Here is a 19,880-nt window from a genome sequence, read left to right as displayed (position 1 = left end):
AAAAAGTATGTTTCGAAAATATTGAATCTTGATATCAGAGCCAAGTCCTTGGCCACTGAATTTTGAGTGGTAACCCCAGATGAATGAATATCTTGAATTTAGACACTGGGTATTAAATCAATATCCACTGTCAACGCTAGAAGCCTTGAATGCTAATGCTTTCTCTGAGTTGTGCGAGTATGAGCCAGCGGCCCCAGACGAATATATTGATTTCTTAGCAAACTTTGGCTTTGGTGAAATTGGTGAAGGTGTTTTTCAAATTTATAATTATCCACTAGACGCCGATGATATTTTCGATGAAGAGACCTCAAAAGGATTGACTGAGTACAAATTTATTGCTGATAACTTTTCAGGTTACATGTTTGCATACCGTATGTCAGATGCTCAAGGTTGGAGGTTGGTCGCTTTTCAAGGGCATGAGATTGAAGAGTTACCCGACAATATATCAACATTGATGCAAGCACTAAAACGTGAGTTATAACAGGCAGCGCTATCCGGTCTTCACTGCATGGCCGTTTTGGCTTATCCGCTGCGCTCATACAAAACTATTAGCGCCGTTGCTGGGTAAGATCAGTTAACCAAATGCGGCCATAGAAAAACTCAAAATCGCCCTTTGATGGGGTAGGATCAGAGCACTTCGGTGTTAAATCAGTAGTAGTGCCGAAGCTGGGCAATGAGCAGAGCGTCATCCGTGACTTTGTAGATCATGCGGTGTTCATCGTTAATTCGGCGGGACCAATAACCTGCGAGGCTATGTTTGAGCGGCTCCGGTTTACCGACTCCTTCGAACGGTTCGCGCTTGGTCTCCTTGATTAGCTTATTGATGCGGTTCAGGATCTTTTTGTCAGTTTTTTGCCAGTACAGATAGTCTTCCCAGGCGTTTTCGGAGAAGATGAGTTTCATTCAAGAAGTTCCTTTTCTTGACCGCCGTCTTGTTCCAACTCGGCGACTGATTCCAGCAAACGACGGGCGTTTTTGGGTGCGCGCAGAAGGTATGCCGTTTCTTGCAACGCCTCATAGTCCTCAAGAGAGATCATCACCACGGATGGTGACTTGCTCCGGGTGATAATCACAGGTGAGTGGTCTTCACAGACCTGCTCCATGGTTTTGGCTAGATTGGTTCTTGCGGCAGTGTAGCTAATGGCATCCATAAGACCTCTCCTGTACAGGATGTTGTTCACGTACAGAATAGCGTACGTCAAAGGGTTTAACAATCGGCTGCACAGTGACCGGTTTGCCGTTACTTCTCATTTTTACCAGCGTGTGAGTCGGGCGGGGAGAGGCTCCAGGCCAATGGCTGGCAGGGTCAATGAAAGAGGAAGCAGGCAGCGCTCAATAGGATTTTTCTACAGCCTCGTTATACAACAATATGATCGATCAGGAATTTAGTGTTCGCCGCTTCGTTACAGAATATTCGAATGAAACGGAAACGTTGCTAGCAGACTATGAGCTTGTCGCATTCAACCTCGAAGCTTTTCAGTCCGCGTTGGGTGTTTCAAGTGAAGACCCCATGTTCGATTGTTACGAGATTGGGCCGCATCATGTCGTTTTCTTAACGCAGTGTCTGGCGATAATGCCCGCATGGGATTTTTCCCGTCGCTCGTATTACATCGAAGCTTCCGCTGTATAGAAAGTGAATCTAACGATCGTTTGGCGCGGGCGTGATGGTTGAGTAAGATGACTGAATGGTGATGTCGCCTTCAAGCGTTGAGGTTTACAGATGAAAAATGCCAAGGCCGATGCGGCGCTTTATATTCTCACCGGGTTGCTTCAGCGTCTTGAAACAGAGCGGCCAGGGATGATTCAAGACATGATCGAGGGTGTTGAAGGTGATCGCGCTTCACTCTCGGAAAATATCGAAGATAGAGCACATGTCGAGAAAATCTTCGACGAGGCCATTGAATTGCTCACCCGTGCCAATTCGGCATAACCTCGCAGCTAGCCGGTACTCGCCTGACGTCGAGCCCTCCTGAACATATGCATCTCAGCACTATTACCACTGTGGCCCTTTGGGCTCGCAGTGTGGCCTAAGCGTACCGCCTTCGAACATAATAACCCCAGCATGCACCTCACCTTCACCACGTCAGTCTATTGCTCTATTGATATAGTTATTTACCTGTTTTGGTGCATCAATACATGTCAATAAATGGTCGATTTTCACTGGCATCATTGCACAAGATGTTTCAATATTTAAAGCATGCATTGATGATGTAATGGTGTGTGATATCGAACACCGTATTTCGTACGGGCATGCTGAGATTTGCGTAGGCAAAGCGAGTGGATGACAAGCAGGTAGAGCCGGGACTGGATAAGGCTGTGACTAACATCGTTCGCAATAGAGAACGTTAAAATGATGAGCCCCTAGTTTGCGGAATTCATCAGGGATAGGGGTTTATACCTCGTAAAATCCGGATAGATGGCTGCAATACCTTGATGTCATGAAGAGCTTTGCTTGCACAAAACGGGGCGTCCATAGATGTTAGCTGCATAAGGAAGAATCGTGCCTAGAAAGAAGAGCATTAAAAAGACGGCCTCCGATTTCATAGAAAGAGCCAATGAGTTGGAAGAATTCGTAAATTCAGATATTGCAGCACTATCAGATATGCAGAAATCGTGGTGCCATGATTACGCTATTATTCGGCTTTATCGTGAATTCGAGCAGATGATGCTTCATGTAATTATTGGAGCAATAAACAATGATTCATCTGTCATATCTGAAACTACAGGTGTGGAGTTTCCTAAGCACTTAACAGATGAAGTTTGTGAATATCTTGTACTTGGTGGCGGATATTTTGATTTCAAAGGTAGAGATGGTCTGATTAAAACACTAAAGAAATATGTTCCCGAAGCCCATTACTTAATCAGTGCCGTAAAAAAGTCAAAGTATAAAGATGCGCTTGAGAAACTCTCGGCGCTTAGAAACTACGCGGCTCATGAGAGCGCGCAGTCAAAAAGAGCTGCTCTTGCTGCTATTAGGCAAAAGAGAGTAGGTACATCCGGCTCTTGGCTAAAACTTCAAGGTCGGTATGCTTCAATATCAACAAAGCTAAAAGAAGTCGCACAAGAAATTCATGACAGTGCACCATACTAGAGGCAGCTAAAAATGTAGGCTGTCGGACAAATTACTCGCTGCGCTCGCAATTTTCCGCAGCTACAAGCGTTAGGCGATAAAACAGCAGCAGAGGAGATAAGCAATTTTAGACGCTAATTGGATAAACGCATTAAAGCTACCAACAAAGGTTCTGTCTGGTCTATTTATTACCAGCGTTATTCTTCTGTTCCTAGACAAAGAGGAAATATTGGCTCTTTCTGCTTTTGGTACATTGGCTAAACCAGCAACAATCCTGTTATGTGTAGCTTCTGGCGCACTTACATTTACTGCCATTATTGCCTTTGCAATAGAAATAGTTACGGCAACCAGAAAAAAGACACTATTACAGCAACGAAGAGACATGCGTAAAGCGGAAGAAGATGAACAGATTGAAAGACAGAAACAAATGGTGCTTGATCGGATAGACCATTTATCCAAAGACGAGCTTAACTATTTAGCAGATTGTCTGAGAAAAAACAGCCAATCATTTACCTCTTATGTTCATAGTCCTAGCGCGTCCACTCTTAGATTTAAAGGTTTAATTCGCACGCCTGGCGGTACTCACCATCAAGATTATTACCCTTTTGTTGTCTGCGACTTCGTTTGGCAGTATTTGCTTGAGCACAAAGATCAAATAATCGCCAGAGATGAAGAAAACACAAGAATTGAAGAAGAGGAAAAAAGAAAGGCCAGAAACCGGCGGTATTAATCCTCAAATCAAAGTATCGCCTAACAAGCGCATGTTGTCGGACTGGTTTTCCGCTGTGCTCCAAACCAGCCGCAAATGCGGGCGTTCAGGCTGTAGAAAAAACACCGGAACTATGATGTGATCGGGTTTTGAAACGCAGGAGGCGGTGATGGCTCGATTTAAGCATTACGATGATAACTAAACGTCGAGGTGAGGTTGAGCGCAGCGGCCACTCTGAATAAGCGCGCTGCGTGGTCAAGTGGTCGGCTTTTTAGCGAATTAGAATGCGGGTTGGTTGCTTCAAACACAAGGGCTTGGCAAAATTTTTCAAGTCCGGCAGCACTGAAGGGATTCAGGCTGCTCATCAAAAGAGGCTTCGGCTAATTCTCGGTAGATTGAATGCAGCGTCGAATGCCAAAGATATGGACTTACCCGGTCTCCGATTGCACGAACTCTCTGGCAATCGGGCTGGAATTTGGTCAGTGACTGTTAATGGTAACTGGCGAGTGACTTTCCGGTTCGAAGACGGAGATGCCGAGATTGTGAACTACGAAGATTATCACTGAGGTACCGTCAATGTTAATGCACAACCCTCCGCACCCGGGTGAAGTACTGCGAGAGCTTTGTCTTGAGCCACTTGGCATCTCTGTCACGGCGGCGGCAGAAGCATTGGGCGTTAGTCGAAAAACGCTGAGTGCCGTGTTGAATGGCAAGGCTGGTATCAGTCCCGAAATGGCGATCCGGCTCTCTATTGCTTTCGACACTTCGGCAGAAAGCTGGCTGAATCAGCAGTCCCAATATGAACTCTGGCATGCCGAACAACATCGCAAAGAGCTCAATGTGAAGAAGCTTGTTGCAGCCTGAAGCAACACATAACCAAACCATGCACCGGATGCCAACCCCTCCGCTTCGCTTTTGTCACCGGTGATGGCGGGCGTTCAGGCTGTAGAAAAACCTCCGGCACTATGATGTGATCGGGTTTTGAAACGCAGGAGGCGGTGATGGCTCGATTTAAGCATTACGACGATCACTAAACGTCGAGGTGAGGTTGAGCGCTGCGGCCACTCTGAGCAAGTGTCCTGCGTGGTCAAGTGGTTGGCTTTTTTTAGCGAATTAGAATGCGGGTTGGTTGCGGCCGTTCGGTACCTAGGCAGCGGGCTTGATCAGGATGAGAACAAAGCCTTGCTCAAAACCGCCAGCGCGTGTCTGAACTTCGGCAATGAAGCGGGCATAGGCTCCTCGATTGCTGAAGACAAGGAGGTGTAAGCGAGCATTGCTTCGCTTGCAAGCAAGCTCCCACAACCCTCAATTAACCGCTGAACTTGCTGTGGGAATCTGCCTGCGATTTTCAACCGATATCAATCAATGCGTACTTTCGACTGTTTATCCCCCCGAATCAGGCTCATGGTGTCCGCAAGCCTCCCGTAAGTCCGCTTAGGCTCTATCACCGAAAGCCGTTCCCGCTTCATCATCTGCCGTTTATCGATAAAGGGCCGAGTAAGCCTTGAATATCACAAACCACCGCTTTGAATTGAATCACATTCTTTTCAGTGATGTGCGCAAAGTGGGGGAGCGGCGGTGTTCTTTGTCTGCCCCTTCTTTTATGCTATGGCGACTCAGTCACAGACCAAACATGGCTTTATGAGAACATCCCTCGACCATCTGCCCGAATATAAACAGCGTGAGCTGGCGACGATCTCGACCATTTTGCGCGATACGCTGGAAGACTACCTTCAGGGTAAGAACGGGAGTAAAAACGAGTTTCGGATTTTAAAAATCATTCTGTTTGGTAGCCATGCCAAAGGCGGCTGGGTGCGGGATATTCCCAATGGTTATGTCAGTGACTACGACATTTTGGTCATCGTCAACAAAGCCGCGCTGGTGGAAGACGACCTTGTTTGGCGCAGTGCGGAAGAGCAGATCGAGCGTAAAGTCAAAAGCGCACCGTTAGGGCTGATTGTACATACCTTGGAAGACGTGAATGAACAGCTCAGACAAGGTCACTACTTTTTTACCGATATTCGTGAACAAGGCATCTTGCTTTATAACGCCAATGGGAAGGCACTCGTTGAACCGGGGAACTTAACCGAAGAAGAGCGTCGGGATATTGCCCGCAAGCATTATGAGCAGTGGTCTTATTCAGCGCAGCGGTTTTTTCGTTATTATGAAGTTGCTGCTTCTGATGAAGATTGGATTCATGCAGCCTTTATGCTTCATCAAGCTACAGAAAAAGCTTATGCCTGCACTTTGCTTACTTGTACCAACTACTTACCCAAATCCCACAACATCGAAAAACTGGGCAAACTATGCGCCCAAATCGATGCTGAATTTACAACCATTTTCCCTCTCAATAACAAGTTTCACCGCCGTAGCTTCCGCCGCCTGCAACGGGCTTACATTGAAGCTCGCTACTCTGAACATTACGAAATCACCGAAGAAGAGCTTCATTATCTGGCCGGTGAAGTGCAGCGTTTGCAGGAATTAACGGCGCGGGTTTGTCGGGAGAGCATTGGGGATTGAATGCCCCTGAGCGCATGCTTAACTTTGATTTGCTCAACCGGCGAAGAGCTGCCCTATCGCGGGCAACGAGAAACGGACAATGGCTGCTCTACTGCTTGGTGCGCAATGTAGAAAAACTGGACAGTTCAGCCAGTAAAATAGAGTCATACCGCCTTAAAATAGGCACTGAAAGCAGCACGAATCGAGCTTACAGGCAGCCAAAGCCTAAAAAGGCCAAAAACACAGAATAAACAAACGATGGCCGATGAAAACCGGCCATCGGAAATAAACAACAGAAAGCGAGCTATTGGTGGGGAAGGCTGGTTTGAAAACAGGTTTTTCTACAGGCTCGTTATAACTTTTAAGGAATTGGTTAGTGACAAATATGTTTGAAGACTGGAAGAAAAAAGAGAATCATCAGGGTCAGCTTTTTATTACCGACGGAGTCATCGATCAAGATTTATGGCGCTCATCAAACTCGAAAGTAATGTTTCTTCTAAAAGAAGCATATGATTCTAAAAGGCATTCAGGAACTTGGGATCTCCCTGAACTAATCAAGAGACGAGGTGTTTCCGGTCGAACCTTTAAACCCATGGCGCAATGGGCATATGGTGTTCAGAATCTACTCAAAGGCAAAGGAATTGCTCCATATGTAGATAATAGCTCAGACGTAAAACAATCTTTACTTTCGTCTTCGGTTGTCAATATCAAAAAAAGCAGCGGCAAAAAGGCTTCAAGCAATACCGATCTTTTAAATTACGTCAATGAAGACTGGAATCTTTTGTATTCTCAAATTAAAGCAATTTCCCCACGAGTGGTTGTTTGCGGAAAGACCTGGTCTCTGATTGCTAACAAGCTTAAAAATAAGAAAAAAATAACAGATCGCGCGTATGTTTCTGAAAACATTATTTATATTAACTTCTGGCATCCATCTAACAGATCCTCAAATCTAATGAGCTATTATGCACTTTGTGCAATTACAGAAATGGCATTAAATGAAGCCTCAAAATATGATTTATAACAATAGACTACACAGCGGCGTCCAACTTTCCACGCCAACTTGTGCATTTCGCTCCACCATTCTGACTATTCCCCTTGAGTGTTTCTCTTAAATACTCCTCTTAAGTACTCCTCTTAAGTGTTCCTATTGATGAGTACTCCTATTGGTGAGTGCTCATCTTGGGGGCTTTCCCTCCCCTCATCATCCGATTTTGCGTGATGTCTTAAACACCTTGATGCTCTGTTCGTCACTAATGAGAATCGTTTGCTATAGGCCGTAAATCCCATAGTTGAACGAATATTCTGATGTGTGCCGATCAAGGGGAGTGTTGTGATGCAGAACGTTCATGATGTGTTGGGGGTGGGGTTTGGGCCATCCAATTTGGCGTTAGCGATTGCGGCGAAGGAGTGGCAGCAGGCCGGTGGTCAGGGGGATTTGGCCTTTATTGAGCGTAAGCCTGCTTTCAATTGGCATGAAGGGATGTTGATTGAAGGGTCGACCATGCAGATCTCTTTTCTTAAGGATCTGGTGACGCTGCGTAATCCACAAAGTCATTTCACTTTTATCAATTATCTCAAAGCGCAGGGGCGGTTAGAGGATTTCATTAATATCCAGACCTTTTTCCCGACGCGTGAAGAATATAACGATTACTTGAGCTGGGCGGCCGGGCACTTTAAAGAGCAAGTGCACTATGGGCAGCAGGTCGAGGCGGTGTCGCCGTGGTTGGAGGATGGCGAGGTCGTGGGCATGGCGGTGTCTGCCCGTCAGGCCGATGGTCAGGTGACGCAGCATTATAGCCGCCACTTGGTGATGGGCCTTGGGGGTACGCCGAATATCCCGGCGGCGTTTTCCGGCGTGACTGATGCTCGTGTGATTCATTCCTCTCAGTATCGCGGCCGTATTGAGACTTTGCTGGCGGATCATCAGCGCCCGCTCAAGGTGGCGGTGGTCGGCGGCGGGCAAAGTGCGGCAGAGATTTTTGAAGATTTAACGCAGCGCTTCCCCCATGTGGAGGCCAGTATGATCGTGCGGGCTGCGGCGTTGAAGCCGTCGGATGATAGCCCCTTCGTGAATGAAATTTTTAACCCGTCTTTTATTGATCAGATTTATACCCAGAGTAATCGCCGCCGACGGGAGATGCTGACCGAGTTCCGTAATACCAACTATGCCGTGGTTGATCTGCCGCTGATTGAGCGCATTTATCAGATGTTCTACCTACAGAAACTGCGCCAAGACCCTCGCCATCACATGCTCACTCATCATGCGGTGGAGCAGGCGACGGCCCAGCCTGAAGGCATTCAGCTGACGCTGACCGATGTGCTGGACGCGCGTCAGTACAACACGCATTTCGATGTCGTGATTCTCGCCACAGGCTATCGCCGTGATCAACACGAAACCTTGCTGGCGGGGATGGCTGAGCATCTGGAGACGATGACGCCCGATCGCGATTACAGCCTACGCCTGCGCAATAGTGAATCCCGTATTTACCTTCAGGGCTGTTGTGAAATGAGCCATGGCCTCAGCGACACCTTGTTGTCTGTGCTGGCCGTGCGTTCTCAGGAGATTGTGGAGGCGATTTTCGAATCGTCAACGCAGCGCCAGCGTGAAGCGGTGCTGGCCTGATGTCTACTGTATTTCCCTTTTTTCGCGTTATGTCCAAAGGCTTGGGCCCGTTTAAGCGGGCCTGCTGCCGAGGCTGATGGATTCGTTATTGATGACCCGGATGGGGCTTGTGCCCTTGGGCTTCCCGCTGTAGGTGACTGTCATGAGTGTTAATCCGCAATTGCTTCCCCATTTTGCCGATGTGTTGGCGGCCTATGCGCGCCAGCAGCCGGAGGTGCCCGCTATTCGTCGATGGATGGGGGATGATCAGCCTGAGCAGATCACCACCTACGGCGATCTCTATCAACAATCGTTGGCTGTCGCGGCCACTTTGCAGCAGCAAGTGGTGGCGGGGAGTCGTTGTCTCTTGATGTTGCCCAGCGGACCGGAATTTGCGGCGGGGTTATTGGGTTGTTTTATGGCGCGGGTGATCGCCGTGCCTGCGTTTCCGCCGGAGTCTCATCGGGCCGCCCATACCGCACGTTTGGCCAGCATCATGCGGGATGCTCAGCCGCAAGCGGTATTGGGGTTGGCGGATGATTTACAGCGGTTTGAATCCGTATTAAGTGAGGCTTTACCTGAAGATGCTCAGTGGACGGCGGTGGATGCGCTAGAGGCGTTAGGCGAAGCTGAGGCGGCGTTATTAAAGGCGAGTTTTCAGCCGGTCGCTCTCCATCCGGATGACATTGCGTTTTTACAATATACCTCGGGCTCAACCTCTGAGCCGAAAGGCGTCATGGTGTCACATGCCAATTTGATGGCGAATGAAAAGGCGATGGCTCAAGGCTTTGCCGCGCGCGAAGATGACGTCTGGGTGAACTGGTTGCCGCTATTTCACGATATGGGGTTGATGGCCGGATTACTGTTGCCGATTTGGCATGGTCATAGTGTCCACTTGATGACGCCGCAGCAGTTTCTGGCCAGGCCTGCGCGTTGGTTGGAAGCGATTTCGCGCTATCGGGGCACTTTTTCCGGTGGGCCTGATTTTGCCTATCGTTTATGCGTGGAGCGGCTGCGTGATGAAGAGCTGCAACAGCTCGATTTGTCGTCGTGGCGGCTGGCGTTTTCGGGGTCTGAGCCCATCCGTCCCGAGACCCTTCAGCAGTTCAGTGAACGTTTTGCCTCTACAGGATTTCAAGCCTCGGCGCTGGCACCCAGTTACGGGCTGGCGGAAGCGACCTTGTTTGTTTGCTCGGAGGGGTTTAGCCATTCGCTGCCCCGTTGGCTGGGTGACGATCAAGCGCACTCATTCCAAGCGCACTCATCCCAAGCGCACTCATCCCAAGCGCATTCACCCGATGCGTCAGCGAATAGCCGTTTAGTGGGTTGTGGTTGGGTCGATCAGGATCACGATTTGCGCATTGTCGACCCGGAGACCCTGCAACCGCTGGCGCCAGGTGAGGTGGGTGAGATTTGGGTCGCCGGGCCGAGTATTGCGCAGGGCTATTGGCAGAAGCTAGAGGCCACGGCGGCCACTTTTGTCACCCGTGATGGCCAACGCTGGTTGCGTACCGGGGATTTGGGGATTGCACAGGCTGAGCCGGAGGATAAAACCTTGCTTGTGGCCGGTCGTCGCAAAGATCTGATTATTCTGAACGGCCAGAACCTGTATCCACAGGACATTGAGTCCACGCTGGAGCAGTCGCTTGAAGTGATGCGTCAGGGTCGGGTGGCGGCCTTTGCGACCACCGATGAGCACGGTATCGAAGGGGTGGGGCTGGCGCTTGAAATCAGCCGCCGGGTGCGCAAGTTGATGAAGCCCTGGATGATTTGTAGTGAGATTGTTGATGCCTTGATGGCCGCTATGCAGATCGCGCCACAATGGATTCTGTTGCTGGAACCTGGGGCCCTGCCGCGCACCACCAGCGGTAAATTGCAGCGCTCGGCTTGCCGTGTGGGTTGGCAACAGCAGACGTTGAATACTTATGCGATCTGGCATCAGGGGGTGGTGTTGGATGATGAACAGCCCGTGGCCGCCTCATCCGATCATGCTCAAACCCCGTCTCCTTCACAGCAAGCGCGCCTTGATCCCGCGGTGGTCGCGGCTTGGCAGGCTCAATTCCCCGATGCCACCCTGACCCCGGAGAGTCACTTCTTTGCTTTAGGGGGCGATTCGGTTGCGCTGATGCAGGTGGCGGAGACGTTGCAGCAAACGCTTGGCATTGTGATGGCACCTGGGGTGTTATTTGAGCACCCCCGCTTGGCCGATTTCTCGGATCAAGTGGCGCAACGTGTGGAACCGTGTGTGGCGCCGTCTGGCGCGTCATCGGCTCATCATTTAGATGAGATTGCACCCAAGCCTGAAGATGCCCCTTGTCGATTGTCTCCGGCCCAGCAGCGGCTGTGGTTTTTAGATCGTCTCGAAGGCGATTCGCGCGGCTATCACTTGGTCGGTGAGTGGCAGTTGGCCGGAGTGGTGGATTCGGCGGCCTTGCAGCACAGCTTGGATGCCTTGGTGATGCGCCATGAAAGTTTGCGCACCCGGTTTATTGATGACCCGGTCGAGCAGGTGGTTCAGCATATCTTACCTGCTGAGCCGGTGGCTTGGACGGTGCGTGATCTACGCCATGCCGCTGATCCCGAAGCCGCGCTGACGGCGTTGACGGCCTCATGGGTGGATGAGCCGATGGATTTGGCGCAGGGCCCCTTGTGGCGGGTTTATGGGGTGCAGTTGACGGATACCGACTATCGATTGGTCTGGGTGATTCATCACATTATTGCCGATGGTTGGTCGGCTCAGCGCTTGGTTGAAGACTTTGCCACGGCTTACCAAGCCTTTGCTCAGGGGGAAGCCCCGGCGTGGTCTGAATTACCGTGCCGTTATCAAGATGTCGCCTACTGGCAGCGGATGCGCGCTGAGCCGTCGCAAGCGGATGAGGTGGCTTGGTGGCGTCAGCAATTGGGCGATGAGCAGCCCTTGCTCGCATTGCCGACAGACCGTCCGCGCCCGGCCGCGCAGAGTTATCGCGGGGCACGGCATCATTTTCATTTCCCTCAAGCGTTAAGTGAACAGCTCCATCAGCTGGCTCAGCAGCAGGGGGTGACGCTGTTTATGTTGATGCTGAGTCTCTATCACACCTTGCTGTATCGCTACTCGGGCCAGCAGGATCTGCGGGTCGCGGTGCCGGTAGCGGGGCGGGGTCGGCCGGAAATGGCACCATTGGTCGGGCTTTTCGTCAATACGCTGGTGATGCGGGCGCAGCCGCAGGCTGAGCTATCTTTTACCGCCTTGCTTGAGCAGATCAGTGCCATGGCGACCGGCGCTCAAGCCCACGCTGAGTTGCCGTTTGATCAGTTGGTTGAGGCGTTACAGCCCGAACGGGATCTGAGCTACACCCCACTTTGTCAGGCCAAGTTTACGCAACAATTCCCTTTGCCGAAGGGGCTCGCTCTGCCCGGCGCTACACTGAGCATGCATCAGCGTGAGGATGCCACCGCTCACTTTGATTTGGGCTTGGATATCACCGATACCGCATCGGGCATTGAAGCGGTCTTCACTTATGCCACGGATTTATTTGATGCGCCGCGTATTGCGGGGATGGCCGTGGACTTAGTCCAACTGGCGGCTCAAGTGGTCGAACAGCCGGATCAAGCCTTGCGTCAGCTGTCGATTCAAGCCGAGCTGTCTCAAGTTGCTGGGCCTCAGCATGATGAGGCGGTTGATCATGTGGTGCCGATGTTCCAGGCGCAAGCCGCGCGCTTTCCGCAACGACAGGCCCTGCGTTGTGGTGATGATACCTTGACCTATCACGCCCTGGACGCCCAGTCGAATCAGTTGGCGCATGTTCTGCAGCAGGCCGAGATCGGCGCGGGGGATCATGTCCTGATCAATTATGATCGCTCGGTTGAGTTTATTGTCGCGATGTTCGGCATCTTAAAAAGTGGCGCGGCTTTTGTCCCGTTAGACCCGAAGTGGCCTGAATCGCGTCAACAATGGGTGGCCCAAGATGCTTGCGCCAAAGGCTTGTTGAGTGACCGTCCATTGCCCGGTTTTGACGGCTTTTATGGGACGGTCGCGACCTTGTTATCCGCGGATGATGCTGATTCCTCCACTTTATCTCCTGAATCGTTGACCCCAGCCGCTTTATCGCCCTCATTCAATGCCTCCGAGTCGGCCTATTTGATTTATACCTCAGGCACCACGGGGCAGCCTAAAGGGGTGGTGGTGAGTCATGGGGCGCTGGCGGATTATGTGCAAGGCCTCTTAGCGATCTTGTCATTACCCGAGACGGTGCAGGATATGGCGATGGTGTCGACGGTCGCCGCAGATTTGGGTCATACCACCCTGTTCGGTGCTTTGTGTAGCGGCCGGACTTTACATCTGCTGCGTGATGAGGAGGTCACGGATGCGGATGCCTTGGCCGAGGTGATGGCGTTGCATCCGGTGGATGTGCTGAAAATCGTGCCGACGCACCTGAACGCTTTGCTACAGGCCGAAAATCCTGCCCGTTTATTGCCGCGACATACCCTCTTGCTGGGCGGTGAGCCTTGGTCGTCTGAGCTGTGGCAGCAAGTGAAAGCGCTCCACCCAGGTTGTCAGATCTGGAACCACTATGGGCCGACCGAGGCCACGGTGGGCGTGATAGCCACCCGGCTCGATCAAGCCCCGAGAGACCCCTTACCCTTGGGGCGGCCGCTGCCGAATGTCCAGGTACGTGTGGTCAACCCTGAAGGCCTGATCTTGCCTCAGGGCGCGGTAGGTGAGTTACTCATCAGTGGGCCTGCTTTGGCGGAGGGTTATTGGCAGCAGCCGGATCAGACCGCCAAGAGCTTCTATGTCGATGCGACCGGGCAACGCTGGTATGCCACTGGCGATCAAGTCTATCTCGATGCCACCGGCCGGCTGACCTTTGCCGGGCGTGCGGATGATCAGGTCAAAATTCGCGGCTATCGTGTCTCGCTCGGTGAAATTGTTCAGCGCTTGAGCGCATTACCTGAAGTCGCACAAGCTCATGTTCAGCAGGATGAGAGCGGCGCTTTGGTCGCTTATGTCACCCCTCAAACCGTGGCGACGGCCGTCCTCCAAGCTGAACTTGCCATGCTCCTGCCGGATTATATGGTGCCGACTCAGTGGGTGGCGATGGCCGCTTTCCCATTGACGGCGAATGGCAAGTTAGACCGTCAGGCCCTGCCCGCACCGACCATTGAACAGACCGACTTTGCCGCGCCGTTACCCGGCGTTGAAACGCAGTTGGCAGCCCTTTGGTGTGAGCTACTGAAGCAACCTCAAGTCGGGCGTCATGATAACTTCTTCAGCTTGGGCGGGGATTCCATCGTCAGCTTGCAAGTGATTGCACGGGCGCGTAAGCAAGGGATTCAACTGACCCCCAAACAGTTATTTGAGCATCAGACGATTGCCGAGTTGGCCGCCGTCGCCCAGTTGAAGTCTAAAAACCAGTTGAAATCTTCCGCTCAACCCGGTGCGCCATCTTCGGCCTCGGCGAACGCTGGCGTCTCCCATCAGACCTCATGGGCGTTGACCCCGATTCAGCAGCGCTTTTTCCAGCTGCCGATTGCTCATCCCGCTCACTGGAATCAGGCGCTTCGTTTTGAAGCCCAGGCCCCGTTGGAAGTCGGCCCCTTACGCCAAGCACTGGCGGCGGTGGTGGCGGCCCATGCCAGTGTGCAGTGGGGTTATCGGTCATCCGGGGCGGTTCAGCGTTCAACCACGGCCCAAGCGCCGACCGCTGAAGCCTCGTTTGGTTTGACCTGTCTCGATGTGACCCATGAAGAGGCGTTACAGCGCGCACTGGATCAGGCCCATCAGCAGTTGGATATAACGGCTGGGCCTTTAATCCAAGGGGTGTTGGCTCGATGGCCGGATCAGCGTCAAACCTTGATGCTGACGATTCACCACTTGGCGGTGGATGGCGTCTCCTGGCGCATCTTGCTCGAAGATTTATTGCAGGCCTATCAGCAGTTATTGGCCGGGCAGCCCGTCGATTTACTCCCCGAACAAGCCACCAGTGCGGATTGGGCACAGTATTTACAGCAGGCGCAGCAGGCGGGCGTGTTTGAGGCGGAACACGCCTATTGGCAGTCCGTGATGGCGGTGCCTGCTGCGCTGTCCATTGGTCTTGATAGCGGTCTTGAGGACGGTCTTGATGACGGCCTTGGGGACGGTCTTGATAGCGGTCTTGATAATGAAACGGATGAACAGGGCGCCAATCGTCTGGCCGATCAGCAGACAGTGTCGCTGGCGCTGGATGCGACGCAAACCGATGCCTTGTTGAATCAAGTGCCCGGTCTTTGGCGGGCCCGAGTCAATGATCTGTTGCTCAGTGCCTTGGCTGATGCGCTGCGTGAATGGGATGAGCAAGCGACGCACCGGATCATGTTGGAAGGCCATGGTCGTCATCCGTTGGCCGCGGCGCAAGCGTTGATCGGCGAGGCCCCTGATTTGAGTCGCACGACCGGTTGGTTCACGGTCATTTATCCGGTGGTGTTGACCGCTCAGGGGGATGCGCTGAGTACGCTTAAGGCGACCAAGGATCACTTGCGACAAGTCCCGAATGACGGCTTAGGGTTCAGCTTCTGTCAGCCGCAAGCTGCGCAGGATGCCGAGGGCACGGGCTTAACCTTTAACTATCTCGGGCGTCTGGACAGTGAAGGGCCACTGGCCTTATCGACGGCGTCTGCGGGGGTGATGCGTGACCCGCAAGGGCCCATGGCCAATGCGATGGTGGTGGATGCCTATGTGCGTGAGGGTCAACTGCAAGTGCAATGGCACTTCAACGCGGCTCGTTTTCAGCGCCCGGCGGTGGCCCGGTTAGTCGAGGCTTACCGCAATGCTTTACTGACGTTGACGCAAGATTGCTTGGCGGTGCCGGGGGGCTTAACCCCCGCGGACTTCCCCTTGTCGACACTGACCCAGGCACAGCTGGACGCATTGCCGCACCCGGCCAATATCGAAGAGGTGATGCCGTTAGCGCCGATGCAATCCGGGATTCTGCTGCATAGCCTGCTGGCCCAAGGGACGGGCATCTACCTGATGCAGGATCAATATGACGTGCGCAGTGAGATGGATTTTGCCGCCTTTGATCAGGCTTGGCAGCGTGTGGTTGAGCGCCACCCCATGCTGCGCACCGCTTTTTGTGCGCTGGATGATGAACAGCCCCATCAGGTGGTGTATCGACAAGTGCCGTCTCCGGCCCGGTGGCTTGATTGGTCATCGCTGAGTCTGGCCGAGGCCGAAGCCCGCCTAGACACCTTGTTGGCCGAGGAGCGAGCCGAAGATTTTGACTTCACACAGCCGCCTTTGCTGCGGTTGCGCTTGATTCGTTTAGCGCCCGATCACTATTGGTTGATTCAAAGTCATCACCATGCCCTGATTGATGCCTGGTGTCGTGGTGTGATGCTGGCGGAGTTCTTTGCTTGTTATCAACAGTTCACGTCGGCTCAATCTCCGTCTCAGGCTCCCATCCTGAAGCCCGTGCGCCCTTATCGTGATTTTATGGCGTGGCTGGCGCAGCAATCGCCGGATCAGGCGCGGCAGTTCTGGCGTCAGCAACTGAGCGGCGTGACTGAAGTGACCCCACTGCCTTATCAACGCTCAGGGGTTGAAGCGAGGGCTGATACCGCCCATGCCGTGATTGAAGATGTCGCCGAGCAGCTCAGTGTGGCGATGTCGCAGCGTTTGGCAGAACGGGCGCGAGCGGAGCACTTAACCGTCAATACCCTGATGCAGGCGGCTTGGGCCTGGGTCTTGATGCGCCATGCCGGACAATCCGATGTGGTCTTTGGCGTGACCGTCGCCGGTCGCCCGGTTGAACTGACGGGCATTGAAGAGACCTTGGGGCTCTTTATCAATACCTTGCCGCTGCGGGTGCAGGCCCATGAGCCGGAGATGACGGGGCGCGAGCTGATGCAGCGTCTGCAAGCGCTGAATGTCGAGATGCGCCAGTATGAACATTTATCCCTGGCAGAAGTGCAGCAACTGGCCGATACCCCACGCGGACAGCCGCTATTTGACAGTTTATTTGTGTTTGAAAATGTACCGCTTGGCGAAGCGGTTCAAGCGGCTGCGCAGGCCTACGGCATTACCCCGCGAGCGAACCGGACTCACACTAACTACCCGCTGACGGTGGTGATTCTGCCGGGCGAGCGCTATCAACTTCAGTTCAGTTATGACCGCCGTTATTTCAATCGCCATGAAATGCAGGCTTTGCTGGGGCAATTCCAGCAGGTGCTCAGCCAATGGATTGAGGCACCGGAACAGCCGTTAGCCCAAACGGCGTTGCTTACACCCGCGCAGCAAGCGCAGATTGCACAATGGACGCAAGGCCCGGTGGTGCCTGAGTGGATGGCCGAAAGCTGGCTGATGCGCTTCGAGCGCTGGGTGGCGACACAGCCCTCCCGAGTCGTCGCGGCGTGTGAAGGCGAGTCGCTCAGCTACGCGCGGCTGAACCAGCAGGCGAACCAGATCGGCCATCGCCTGATCGCCGCCGGTGTGGAGGATGATCAAGTGGTCGCGCTCTATGCCCCCCGCGGGCTGGCGCTATTGTCGATGATTGTGGGGGCTTTCAAAGCCGGTGGCGCTTATCTGGCATTGGATGAACGTCACCCTGAAGAACGCAGTGCGCGCATGCTGGCGGCCAGTGACGCGCCGGTCTTGATTACGCCGCGAGGGTGTCTGGATCAGGCCCAAGGAATTTTATCCCAGTGTGAGCGGCCCCCTCAGCTCTTGATATGGGAAGACTTGTTGCAGGCGACGCGGGACGATAACCCTGGGCGTTATCCGCATCCGGATCAACGGGCTTATTTGATTTATACCTCGGGCTCAACCGGCATGCCCAAAGGGGTGATGGTGCACCATGCGGGAATGCTGAATAACCAGCTGTCCAAGGTGCCTTATTTAGGCCTCACGGCTGATGATGTGATCGCGCAAACGGCGGCGACGGGCTTCGATATTTCGGTCTGGCAATTGCTGACCGCCCCGCTCTTTGGCGGTCGTCTGGAGATTATTCCCGACACGGTGGCTCATGATCCGGCGCAGTTAATTGAGCGTGTCGCCACAACCGGCGTCACGGTGCTCGAAAGCGTACCCGCCGTGATCGAAGGTATGTTGAGCACCGAGCAGGACCCCTCGCTTGAGACGACATCGACCCCGGCGGATTTAAGCGGCCTGCGCTGGTTGCTGCCGACCGGAGAAGCCCTCAGCCGAGATCTGGTGCAACGATGGTTGGCACGGTATCCCCAAGTCCCCTTGGTCAATGCTTACGGCCCGGCGGAGTGTGCCGATGATGTCGCCTTGCACTGCCTGACGACTCAATCGTCACTGGATCGGACGATCCCGATTGGTCGACCGACCGATAACAACCGCCTCTATGTGTTGGATCAGACACTGAACCCAGTGCCAGCCGGGGTGGTGGGGGAGTTATATGTCGGCGGCACCGGTGTTGGGCGCGGCTATGTGGGTCAACCGGGTCTGACCGCAGAACGCTTTGTGCCGAATCCTTTTGCCGATGACCGCACGGCGGGCAGTCGGCTGTATCGCACCGGAGATCTGGCTTACTGGGATGAAGCGGGTGAACTGACCTACGTCGGGCGGGTGGATTTCCAGGTCAAGATTCGGGGGCAGCGGATCGAGCTGGAAGAAATCGAAGCCTGTCTGTTGGCTTGTCCGCAAGTCGCGCAAGCCGCCGTCGCGGCGCAGCCTTCCGCGCATGGACCGCAACTGGTCGCCTATTGGGTGATGGCGAGCAATCTTGATCCTGGTGACACCGTGGCGCAGGTGACGGAGACCCTGAAGCAACGACTGGCAGCCCAGTTGCCTGCCGTCATGGTCCCGGTGCATTGGCTCTGCCTAGACGCGATGCCGCGTAATGCCAATGGCAAATTGGATCGTAAAGCCTTACCGCAACCGCAATGGCAAGCCGCTCAATCAACACCCCCGCAAGGTGACACCGAGTGTGCCCTCGCGGCGCTCTGGCAGCAGTTGTTGGACATTGAGCAGGTGGGGCGCGATGACCACTTCTTTGAACTGGGCGGGCATTCGCTGCTGGTCACCCGCCTGTTAGCCCGCATTCAAACCGAATTTGGCGTCAAGGTGCCTCTGGCCGAGGCCTTTGAAGCGACGACGGTTGCGACCATGGCCCAAGTGATTGAGCGGCTATCGGCACACACCCTCGATCACGATCGATTGGATGATCTGTCGGCCTTGATGAGTGAGCTGGAGGAGATTGAATAATGCAGGATCAAGCCATGGCGCTGTCACGTCGTTTTCTCGGCTTGAGTGCCGATAAACGACGCCTCTTTCTCGACAAGCTGGCCCAACAGGGGATGTCTCCGGCGGCATTGCCGATGCCCAGTGGTGTGGCTGGCGAGACCAGTCTGGCCTCTTATGCGCAGCAACGGCTGTGGTTTATTGAGCAGATGACGCCCGGCAATAGCGCCTACCATCTCCCCGGCGCTTTAGCGCTTGAAGGCCCGGTTGACGAGCAGGCTTTACACGCGGCGTTTCAGGCACTGGCGAGGCGGCATGCCAGTTTACGCACCACCTTCAGCGCGGATGACAGCGGCCAGCCGTTGCAGCATATTCGGCCTGAGGCTGAGGTCTCGATAGCCACCTGGACCGTGGCGGATGACAAGACCCGTGCTCAACGCTTTAAGACCTTTGTGGACAGGCCCTTCGACTGGGCGCAAGGCCCGTTGTGGCGAGTGGCGTTGGTCAACATCGCCCCGCAACAGCATCAGCTCTGGCTCTGTGTGCATCACGTGATTGCCGATGGCTGGTCGATTCAGGTGTTGTTGCAAGATTTTGCCCAGGCCTATCAGCAAGCGCTGGCCGGGGCCGAGCAGGCACTGGATGATCTTGATCTCGACTACGCCGACTATGCCCTCTGGCAGCGGGCCTTGCTGGAGGCGGGTGCGGGTCAAACGGATCTCGAATATTGGCGTCAGCAGTTGGGGGAAACGCCGCCGGTGCTGGATTTACCTTGGGATCATCCGCGCCCGGCTCAGCCTGAAATGCGCGGCGGCCGACAGCATTTTCACTGGTC

Annotated in this window: 15 protein-coding genes (1 of these 15 only partly in view); 13 read left to right on the top strand and 2 right to left on the bottom strand. The window is 53.6% G+C overall.

Annotated features, from left to right (window positions below):
- Positions 1 to 79: 79 nt before the first annotated feature.
- Positions 80 to 481, top strand: coding sequence for a hypothetical protein (locus tag BFW38_RS10080; RefSeq protein WP_068998418.1), 402 nt, complete (start codon positions 80 to 82; stop codon positions 479 to 481).
- Between the two features lie 167 nt (positions 482 to 648).
- Here BFW38_RS10080 and BFW38_RS10075 read toward each other — a convergent pair whose 3' ends face one another.
- Together BFW38_RS10075 and BFW38_RS10070 are read right to left on the bottom strand one after the other, a co-directional pair.
- Complete coding sequence (locus tag BFW38_RS10075) at positions 649 to 903, bottom strand: Txe/YoeB family addiction module toxin (protein WP_068998416.1); 255 nt, start codon at positions 901 to 903, stop codon at positions 649 to 651.
- The gene (locus tag BFW38_RS10070; RefSeq protein WP_068998414.1) at positions 900 to 1,151 is read right to left on the bottom strand and encodes a type II toxin-antitoxin system Phd/YefM family antitoxin; all 252 of its coding nucleotides are present in this window, start codon (positions 1,149 to 1,151) and stop codon (positions 900 to 902) included. Before BFW38_RS10070 ends, BFW38_RS10075 begins: the two co-directional genes overlap by 4 nt.
- 218 nt (positions 1,152 to 1,369) lie before the next feature.
- Here BFW38_RS10070 and BFW38_RS18475 point away from each other — a divergent pair, with 218 nt between their 5' ends.
- From BFW38_RS18475 to BFW38_RS10010, 12 genes are all read left to right on the top strand, one after another.
- Positions 1,370 to 1,630: a DUF7683 domain-containing protein gene (locus BFW38_RS18475; protein WP_068998412.1), complete on the top strand. Its 261-nt coding sequence runs from the start codon at positions 1,370 to 1,372 to the stop codon at positions 1,628 to 1,630.
- A 90-nt stretch (positions 1,631 to 1,720) separates the two neighbouring features.
- Entirely contained in the window at positions 1,721 to 1,930 is a 210-nt protein-coding gene (locus tag BFW38_RS10060) for a hypothetical protein (protein ID WP_068998410.1), read from the top strand.
- 570 nt (positions 1,931 to 2,500) lie between these two features.
- Positions 2,501 to 3,091, top strand: coding sequence for a hypothetical protein (locus BFW38_RS10055; protein WP_068998407.1), 591 nt, complete (start codon positions 2,501 to 2,503; stop codon positions 3,089 to 3,091).
- A gap of 208 nt (positions 3,092 to 3,299) precedes the next feature.
- A complete protein-coding gene (locus BFW38_RS10050; RefSeq protein WP_084004580.1) occupies positions 3,300 to 3,800 on the top strand; it encodes a hypothetical protein in 501 nt (166 codons plus the stop codon).
- A 263-nt stretch (positions 3,801 to 4,063) separates the two neighbouring features.
- Entirely contained in the window at positions 4,064 to 4,345 is a 282-nt protein-coding gene (locus BFW38_RS10045; RefSeq protein ID WP_068998404.1) for a type II toxin-antitoxin system RelE/ParE family toxin, read from the top strand.
- A gap of 10 nt (positions 4,346 to 4,355) precedes the next feature.
- Positions 4,356 to 4,643: a HigA family addiction module antitoxin gene (locus tag BFW38_RS10040; protein WP_068998402.1), complete on the top strand. Its 288-nt coding sequence runs from the start codon at positions 4,356 to 4,358 to the stop codon at positions 4,641 to 4,643.
- 219 nt (positions 4,644 to 4,862) lie between these two features.
- Complete coding sequence (locus tag BFW38_RS10035; RefSeq protein ID WP_068998400.1) at positions 4,863 to 5,045, top strand: hypothetical protein; 183 nt, start codon at positions 4,863 to 4,865, stop codon at positions 5,043 to 5,045.
- Between the two features lie 375 nt (positions 5,046 to 5,420).
- Entirely contained in the window at positions 5,421 to 6,299 is an 879-nt protein-coding gene (locus BFW38_RS10030; protein WP_069000371.1) for a HEPN domain-containing protein, read from the top strand.
- Positions 6,300 to 6,654: 355 nt separating this feature from the next.
- Complete coding sequence (locus BFW38_RS10025) at positions 6,655 to 7,299, top strand: hypothetical protein (RefSeq protein ID WP_139116595.1); 645 nt, start codon at positions 6,655 to 6,657, stop codon at positions 7,297 to 7,299.
- Between the two features lie 312 nt (positions 7,300 to 7,611).
- The gene (locus tag BFW38_RS10020; RefSeq protein WP_068998396.1) at positions 7,612 to 8,901 is read left to right on the top strand and encodes a lysine N(6)-hydroxylase/L-ornithine N(5)-oxygenase family protein; all 1,290 of its coding nucleotides are present in this window, start codon (positions 7,612 to 7,614) and stop codon (positions 8,899 to 8,901) included.
- 142 nt (positions 8,902 to 9,043) lie between these two features.
- Complete coding sequence (locus tag BFW38_RS10015) at positions 9,044 to 19,069, top strand: non-ribosomal peptide synthetase (RefSeq protein WP_068998394.1); 10,026 nt, start codon at positions 9,044 to 9,046, stop codon at positions 19,067 to 19,069.
- Positions 19,069 to 19,880: the beginning of a non-ribosomal peptide synthetase gene (locus BFW38_RS10010; RefSeq protein WP_068998392.1), read on the top strand. 16,255 nt of this gene lie beyond the right edge of the window; the window shows 812 of its 17,067 coding nt (coding positions 1-812); the start codon lies at positions 19,069 to 19,071; its stop codon lies off the right edge, out of view. Before BFW38_RS10015 ends, BFW38_RS10010 begins: the two co-directional genes overlap by 1 nt.

It is taken from the genome of Terasakiispira papahanaumokuakeensis (assembly GCF_001709345.1).
GTDB lineage: Bacteria > Pseudomonadota > Gammaproteobacteria > Pseudomonadales > Halomonadaceae > Terasakiispira > Terasakiispira papahanaumokuakeensis.
Note: the sequence above shows the minus strand (reverse complement) of the source record. Positions and strands in the feature narration are given on the sequence as shown.

Coding starts and splice junctions, on each gene's coding strand:
- BFW38_RS10030 (WP_069000371.1), top strand. CDS start 5,421: ATGAGAACATCCCTCGACCATCTGCCCGAATATAAACAGCGTGAGCTG.
- BFW38_RS10070 (WP_068998414.1), bottom strand. CDS start 1,151: ATGGATGCCATTAGCTACACTGCCGCAAGAACCAATCTAGCCAAAACC.
- BFW38_RS10015 (WP_068998394.1), top strand. CDS start 9,044: ATGAGTGTTAATCCGCAATTGCTTCCCCATTTTGCCGATGTGTTGGCG.
- BFW38_RS10040 (WP_068998402.1), top strand. CDS start 4,356: ATGTTAATGCACAACCCTCCGCACCCGGGTGAAGTACTGCGAGAGCTT.
- BFW38_RS10020 (WP_068998396.1), top strand. CDS start 7,612: ATGCAGAACGTTCATGATGTGTTGGGGGTGGGGTTTGGGCCATCCAAT.
- BFW38_RS10075 (WP_068998416.1), bottom strand. CDS start 903: ATGAAACTCATCTTCTCCGAAAACGCCTGGGAAGACTATCTGTACTGG.
- BFW38_RS10045 (WP_068998404.1), top strand. CDS start 4,064: ATGCGGGTTGGTTGCTTCAAACACAAGGGCTTGGCAAAATTTTTCAAG.
- BFW38_RS10080 (WP_068998418.1), top strand. CDS start 80: ATGAATGAATATCTTGAATTTAGACACTGGGTATTAAATCAATATCCA.
- BFW38_RS18475 (WP_068998412.1), top strand. CDS start 1,370: ATGATCGATCAGGAATTTAGTGTTCGCCGCTTCGTTACAGAATATTCG.
- BFW38_RS10060 (WP_068998410.1), top strand. CDS start 1,721: ATGAAAAATGCCAAGGCCGATGCGGCGCTTTATATTCTCACCGGGTTG.